Annotated in this window: 4 protein-coding genes; all 4 read right to left on the reverse strand. The window is 60.5% G+C overall.

All coding sequences use genetic code 11. The annotated features are described in order from the left end of the window. Positions 1 to 64: 64 nt before the first annotated feature. The 4 genes from VJ604_RS11955 to VJ604_RS11970 all read right to left on the reverse strand — a co-directional run bounded on the left by VJ604_RS11955 (position 65) and on the right by VJ604_RS11970 (position 4,156). Positions 65 to 265: a cold-shock protein gene (locus VJ604_RS11955; protein ID WP_324082763.1), complete on the reverse strand. Its 201-nt coding sequence runs from the start codon at positions 263 to 265 to the stop codon at positions 65 to 67. A gap of 338 nt (positions 266 to 603) precedes the next feature. Then, positions 604 to 1,572, reverse strand: a complete 969-nt coding sequence (locus VJ604_RS11960; RefSeq protein ID WP_324082765.1) for an ADP-ribosylglycohydrolase family protein — start codon at positions 1,570 to 1,572, stop codon at positions 604 to 606. 302 nt (positions 1,573 to 1,874) lie between these two features. Continuing rightward, the gene (locus VJ604_RS11965) at positions 1,875 to 3,011 is read right to left on the reverse strand and encodes a trans-sulfuration enzyme family protein (RefSeq protein WP_324082766.1); all 1,137 of its coding nucleotides are present in this window, start codon (positions 3,009 to 3,011) and stop codon (positions 1,875 to 1,877) included. Beyond that, on the reverse strand, positions 3,008 to 4,156 hold the full coding sequence (locus VJ604_RS11970) for a trans-sulfuration enzyme family protein (protein WP_324082768.1): 1,149 nt from the start codon (positions 4,154 to 4,156) through the stop codon (positions 3,008 to 3,010). Before VJ604_RS11970 ends, VJ604_RS11965 begins: the two co-directional genes overlap by 4 nt. Positions 4,157 to 4,253: the final 97 nt, after the last annotated feature.

Consider the following 4,253-nt stretch of genomic DNA (forward strand, 5'->3'; position numbering starts at 1 on the left):
CACAAATAAAAAAAGCCCCGGGTTTCCCCGAGGCTTTTTAAAAATAAAGTTCTACGCTATGTGATTAGACCCTGGAAACGTTGGCTGCCTGCAGGCCTTTCGGGCCCTTAACGATTTCGAACGTTACGCTGTCGCCTTCGGTGAGGGATTTGAAACCGTCTCCCATGATGGCAGAAAAGTGCACGAAAACGTCTTCGCCGTTCTCCTGCTCGATGAAACCAAACCCTTTGCTGTCGTTAAACCATTTCACAGTTCCGTTTACCATTTACTTACTTCTCCCATATTACTTCTTTTAGGTTGATCCCGGGAACATCCACGGATGGCGCACAATATCACCTTGCACATAGCATGTCAACTTTATAATTTTAAAATCCAATAAAAGACCATTAAATTTTAAAACGACCAAGGTTGACGTCCTGCTGTCACCATCCTTGTAAAGGCCGTGTCGAGCCCTGTTGCAGACGGCGAAGGCCTGGCAATCTTCCAGAATAGAGGGCAAATTGTCCTTTTGTGCCGAATGGCGGTAGCACGAAAAATGGCCGTTCATGCTGTGTCGTCTCATGAACGGCCACTTTCATAGTCTCTAAAAAGATTCCTGCCGGCTTACCTGACCTTCGCCACGATCTTTTCGATGCACCCCTCGATTTCTTCCTGAGCTTTCAACCGGTTGCGCCACTCAGCCGGAATCCCCTGAACTCCGTGCAACGCCCCCAGCCAGGTCCCGACCAGCGCGGCGCGGGCCGCACATTCACCGCCAGTCTTGGCGGTCTGCAGGATGGCCTGCTGGAAATCGTCCTGTAGCTTGAGTGCGCAGTGGAGCGCGGCCGGGAAACAACTCTTCAATGCCGCGCCATTGCCCAACTGCGTGGTTACCGCGTGGACCTCGTTTTGCAGCATGCCGTTCACCGCCTCGATGGCACTGGCGATCTCCTTGCCCGGTTCTCCATCGCCGGTCACCGCCTTGGCCGCCTTTTTGACAGCATCCGCGAGGCCGTTCCCCAAAAGCAGCTCCTTGATGATCAGGGCATGGCACTTCGCATATACCACGGCTCGCTGATTGTCCTGGCAGACGCGGATTGCCGCCTCCACCACCTTGAGCAGGGATTCCTGCTGATAGCGGTTCACCACCACCGGAGCCAGACGTGTCAAGGTGGAGGGCTGGTCGTCATCGGCGCCGCCCTGGAAATGGTAGGAGGCGCCGGGCCGTTTGTCTACGTAAGCGCGGTAGTTGTCTATGGTCCCCTTGGTTGCCTGGTCGAGATGCCCCCGATAATCCTCGGCGGAGAAATGAGCGATGAAGCGCGGCCCGAAGTCCGGGGCAGAGAAATACCCCAACTCGGCGACGGACTGCAGCATGAGCAACGCCGCCTCCCCGTAATGGGTGAGTTCGCCCGGCTGTTTCCCTTCCTGGCTTTGGGTTTGCGTTGGCTGCTCGAACAGGCCGATCCCCTTCGGTGAGGTGCCGAGCGCAGGCATCGCAATACATGCGGCATCACCGATGAACTGTCCCCAGATTGCCCCCCTACAGCGATCGGTCATAGCAGATACGTTGGTCCCCTTGGGTATATCCATGACGCTCTCCTTTGCTGTATGTGGTATGTGGCTGGAGATCGTATAACACAGATTGAGGCACCGGCAAGGAGCGTATCCCGAGCGCCCCCTTCCTAAAGGTCACGCTGTTGACAAGTACCTTTCGCGATACGTTCCCCGCCTTGATAAAGGGGGGACAGGGGGGATTGCTTTGAGTTGTGTTCATGGGAGGGCAGCGGGGGGATGCCTCGGATCTTCGTGGGAAGCTCCCTCACCCCGGCCCTCTCCCGGAGGGCGAGGGAGAGCTGGCAGGGGGAGGGGAGGTGGTCAAATGTTTCTGCGTCTTACCCCTTGAGCATGGCTTCCATGTCGGCGATCAGGTCGTCGGGGTCTTCCAGGCCGACTGACAGGCGTACCAGGGTGTCCTTGATGCCGCGCGCCTCGCGCTCGGCTGGGGGCATGGCCGCGTGCGACATCTTGGCGGGGTAGGAGAGGATGCTCTCCACGCCTCCCAGGCTCACGGCGAACGCCGCCAGCTTGACTCCCTCCAAGAGCCTCTTGGTGGTCTCGAAGCTGTCGAGTTCGAAGGAGAGCACCGCGCCGGGGCCGCTTGACTGGGCCGTATGCACCTCGTGGCCCTGGTGTTCGGCAAGTCCGGGATAGTAGATCTTGGTCACCTTGTCCTGCGTCTTCAGCCACTCCACGATCCGCTGGGCGCTTTGCTGGCTCTCTTCCATCCGGACCTTCAGGGTCTTCAGCCCACGCAGCACCAGCCAGCAGTCCTGCGGACCGAGCACGGCGCCGAAAGCGTTCTGGATGAAGCGCAGCCGCTTGCCGAGTTCCGGGTCCTTGGTGACCGCGAATCCGCAGATGACGTCGGAATGGCCGTTGAGGAACTTGGTGCCGCTGTGGAGCACGATGTCGCAGCCGAGATCGAGGGGGCGCTGCAGGTACGGGGTCATGAAGGTGTTGTCGACGATGGTCACTAGACCCTTCTCCTTGGCCAGGGCGGCGGCCGCCTTCAGGTCGGTGATCTTCAAGAGCGGGTTGGAGGGGGTCTCCAGGTAGAGCGCCTTGGTTTCGGGCCGGACGGCGGCGGCGATGGCCGCGTGGTCGGTGGCGTCGACGAAGCTCACCTCGAGTCCCCACCCCTTCATCACGGTGGAGAGCAGGCGGAAGGTGCCGCCGTAGACGTCCTCGCAGACCACCAGGTGATCCCCGGGTGCGAAGATCAGGAAGGTGGAACCGATGGCGGCCATGCCGGTGGCGAAGGCGAGGCCGGTGGTGCCGCCTTCCAGCCCGGCCACCGCCTCTTCCAGTGCCTCACGGGTGGGGTTGCCGGAACGGCCGTAGTCGTACTTGCCGAAGTGGTCCATGGAGCGCTGGCCAAAGGTGGAGCTCAGGTAGAGGGGGTGGCTCAGGGAGCCGAACTCCGGGTCGATCGGCCCTCCGCCGTGTATCAGTTCGGTTGCGAATTTCATGCGTGCTCTCCTTCCTCGAATGCCTGCGCCAGGTCGGCGATCAGGTCGTCCTTGTCCTCAATCCCCACCGACAGGCGGAGCAGGAGGTTGTTGATGCCCAGCCGCTCCAGCGTCTCGGGCTCGATGTCCGCATGGGTCTGGACCTGCGGGAAGGTGATCAGGCTCTCCACCCCCCCCAGGCTTTCGGCGAACGAAATCAGCTTCGTTTTCATCAGCAGCTGGTTGATCTGCTCCGGGCGTTTCACCTCGAAAGCGATCATGGCGCCGAACCCTTTACAGCTTCGCTTCATCAGGTCATGGCCGGGGTGGTCGGGAAGGCCGGGGTAATAGATCTTTCCCACCTGCGGGTGCTTGGAGAGCCACTCCGCAATGGCCTGTGCGTTCTCCTGCTGGCGATCCATCCTGAGGGTGAGGGTCTTCATGCCGCGGATGGTGAGCCAGGAGTCCTGGGGACCCAGCACGGCACCGACGCCGTTCTGGTGAAAATAGACCCGCTCGGCAAGCTCCGGGTCCTTGACCGCCACCAAGCCGCACACCGTGTCGTTGTGGCCTGCCAGGTACTTGCTGCCGGAGTAGATGGTGATGTCGGCCCCCTGGTCGAAGGGGCGCAGCAGATACGGGGTCAGGAAGGTGTTGTCCACGATATGGAGCAGGTCGTGTTCCTTGCAGATGGCGGAGAGCCCCTCGATATCGGCCACCTTCAAAAGCGGGTTGGTGAGGGATTCGACGAACAGCGCGCGGGTGTTGGGGCGGACCGCCTCACGCACGGCGGCGAGATCGCTGGTGTCCACGTAGCTGAAGCTTAGGCCGAACTGCAGGAAGATCTTTTCGAACAGTCGGTAGCTGCCGCCGTAAAGGTCCTCGGTCACGATCAGGTGATCCCCCTGGCGGAAGAGGAACATCAGGCTGGTGATGGCCGCCATGCCGGATGCGTAGGCGAAGCCGCGACAGCCACCCTCCAGGGCCGCGATCCCTTCCTCCAGGGCCTGCCGGGTCGGGTTGCCCGACCTGCTGTAGTCGTACCCCGTGCTCTGGCCGAGAGCGGGATGCCGAAAGGTTGCCGTCTGGTAGATGGGGACCGTGACCGCCCCCGTCCGTGAAACCCGCTCCAGTCCGATGTGCGCTGCCGTGGTTGCTACCTTCATGTCTTTTCCTCCAAAAAGAAAAATCCCCCTCCGGGGGTTCGGAAGGGGACTCTTATGGATACTCGTCGTCCGCACTCCCTTATCTTCCGGAACATAG

The sequence above is a fragment of the Geomonas sp. genome (assembly GCF_035254065.1).
GTDB lineage: Bacteria > Desulfobacterota > Desulfuromonadia > Geobacterales > Geobacteraceae > Geomonas.